1 protein-coding gene is annotated in these 3,240 nt (G+C 42.2%); it reads right to left on the bottom strand.

The window, feature by feature from the left end; genetic code table 11:
- Positions 1 to 3,129, bottom strand: a 3,129-nt coding sequence (locus LUQ50_RS11490; protein ID WP_367279001.1) for a PAS domain S-box protein, incomplete at its 3' end; no start/stop codon positions are given.
- Positions 3,130 to 3,240: the final 111 nt, after the last annotated feature.

Raw genomic sequence — 3,240 nt, forward strand, 5'->3', positions numbered from 1 at the left:
ATCAAAAATTTTATCGATCTCCGATGACTGTAAGGCCAAATTATGAAGAAGATCTACGGCAGATAGTTGATTAAATATGTCATGCCTGGTGAGACTTGTAAGTAACCGTAGTTTTTTATTTGATTCAAGTAGAGCTTCTTCCATCTTCTTGCGTTCATTGATATCCTGTACGGTGCCGTGAAGCCCAATTATCTCCCCATTTGGATCACGTTTCACAGCACCATATATATGTGTCCAGATGGTGATTCCATCCGTACGGATAAATTCAAGTTCAAGATTGTAAGACTCTCCACTTGAAAATGCGAGAGATATCGCTGTTTTCAGTTGAAGCCAACTTCGTGGAGTATAGAATCTATGCTGTTCTGCATAGGGAGGTGCTGGTACTGAGGGGTCGATGCCGGAGATATCGTATAATTCTTCAGACCAGGTAGTGGTATCAGTTTGAAAAATCCAGTCCCAGGTACCGATATGTGCAAGATGATGTACCTCTTTCAGATCTGCCTGAGCAGATAGCAATTCCCGCTCTATCTGTTTGCGTTCGGTAATATCCCGTCCAATACCAAGCACGCCGATAAGCGTACCCTGGTTATCATACATCGGTGTCTTGATAGTGTCGAGTAACGCACGATGACCATCATCTGCAAAGGTAACCCATTCTTCATTTCTCCAAGGTTCTCCAGAGTTCATAGCTTTCTTATCATTTTCGCGGAAAAAATCAGCAAGTTCCTGACTGACAAAGTCGTAATCTGTTTTTCCAATAATATCTGACTCCTTTGCACCAAAGAGCCTTTCAAACATAGTATTGCAGGATAAAAAAACGCCATGAATATCTTTGAGCCATACCAGATCGGGGATTGTTTGTACCAGAGTATTGAGGTGTCCCTCACTGAGGCGTAACGCCTCTTCAGTCTGTTTCAAATATGGAAGATTTCCACACATCTCCTCAGTCTTTTTTAACGCTACAAGTGTCTGCAGATGTTCAGTTTCTATCGCTATTGAATCAAGTGCAAAGGATATATCCTCACCAATCTGCTCAAGCAGCTCTCGTTCCTCTTCGGTGAAGAATTCAGGTTCTGTTGCATAAAGCATAAACGCTCCAATTGATTTGCCTTTTTGTTTTATTGGAACAGCAGCCGATGATCGATATCCTCGTTTAAGTGCCTCATCTTTCCAGGGAGCCATACATGGATCGGTGGCAATATCTGATGAGGTCATTATCTTTCCTTCCAAAAATGCTATTCCGGTAGGGCCTCTTCCCAGGGGGGTATCTCCGGTGGTAATCCGAATCTGATCCAGATACCCGTCCTCATGTCCCGCATGGGCTACAGGTTTAATCCTGCCTTCAACTGGATCAAACAATCCTACCCAGGCCATATGAAACTTACCAAATTCAATGGCGATCTGGCATATTTTTAAAAATAATTCATTACAATCACGGGTCCGGACAATTGCCTGATCAATCTGGCTGAACATCGCATACATACGCGTGATGTATCCAATCTTCTCCTCTACCTGCTTCCGATCCGTAATATCGGTTGCAATCTCGAGCCTGACTAATCTCCCATCGCTCCATCGAATTGCCCGATCACGACAGTCATACCATCTTCCGGTATATTGATTTTGAAATTCTCTCTGGAATACTCCACGTGAACCGTTATTATCCACTAGGAGATGGTTCGTACAGAACGAACAGGGGCCGGTCGGGTTCTGATGAATTATAAGATGACATTTCTGGCCGATGCCGTAACCATATACAGACCGACCTTGACGGTTTATGAAAAGAAGCTCATGAGTATCCATATCAGAAACGTATATCAGGGCATCGATACTGTCCAGAATGGTATACAGTTGAGCCTGAACTTCTTCAACTAAAACATCAGTCTTCTTGATCTGAGATTTTATCAGAATAGATTCCTTTTGATCACGAATTTCGGAATCTTGCCGATTATCTTTTTCAAATCCTTGAATGGGTTGGATCAGATAATGTTTCCGCATAAAGTTCAGGACTTTCTCTGATTCTATCCACCGTTGATCCAGTTGGGTAACCAGATTGTCAATTCGATGGATCTGGTCAATAATCTGATCAGTAATTTCGTGGTTATCGATGCTATCAGAACAGAGAGAAATTATGGTCAGAGGGTTTCTTATTTCGTCGTTGAGAATTGCGAGTTGAGCTAGATTCTGCTGAATCTGGGCAATTGCTGCATTTTTCTCCTGCTCAAGTCTTCTCTCAACGGTAACATCCTGACCCTGGGCAATGGTAGCAATCGGAGTGAAACCGTCAGGATTGTACAACGTGGATGAGTTCCACAGAATCGTTCGTAGAGATCCATCCTGATGCAAGACATCCATCTCTACAGTTTGCCATCTCACACCGTCCTGTGTAGTCTGAATCAATCGCATCGACCGTTCAGCCTGATTTGGGGGAAAGAGAGACTCAAGAGAGGTTTCGATAACCTCATCCCATGTTCGTCCAATCAGGAGTTCAAAAGCATGGTTCAGTCTGACAATATTATATGATGAGTCCCAGACAATGATGGGAACATTTGCATTGGCTATCAACGTGTCCAGGTAATCTTTAGTCTGCCTGAGATGCTCTTCAGTTGTTACTAAAGAGGTATACTGGTGCCGGAGTTCCTCTTCTGAAGCAGTAAGTTCTTCATAAGAAGCACTTAATTGCTCGTTACTTGCCCCAAGTTCAATGATAAGACGTTCACGTTCTTGCTCTTCCCGTTTTCGATCTGAAATATCAGCACAAAAACATAAAACTGTGTGATCAGGTAGTTGAACGGCGTTAATTAATACTGGTAATTTCTCTCCATTTTTCTTATAAATGATGGATTCACATTGAAATGGACCCTGATTCTGTAAACTAATGAAATCTGTAATGGTATTTGATCTGCACTCATCATAGAGAAGATCCGAGATAGAGTGGGAAAGAAGTTCCTCATGCGAATATTCAAACATGGAACTGACAGATGAGTTTACATCCAGAAATTTACCCGATGAATCAACGATAAAGATTCCTTCCGGTGAATTTTCAATATAGGTACGATATTTTTCCTCACTTTCTACCAGTGCTCGTTCGGTTCGTTTCCGTTCCGTAATATCTTCAAAAATGGTAACTATTCAGGAATGCTGAGAACAGGTTGACATTGACATCGTATCCTGCCCATAAGTTCTGATATTATCCTTCCCTGGAATCCAAGGATTATTCTCAAAAGCGGAGGTAATAGCCTC

It is taken from the genome of Methanospirillum sp. (assembly GCF_028679455.1).
In the GTDB taxonomy this organism is placed as follows: Archaea; Halobacteriota; Methanomicrobia; order Methanomicrobiales; family Methanospirillaceae; genus Methanospirillum.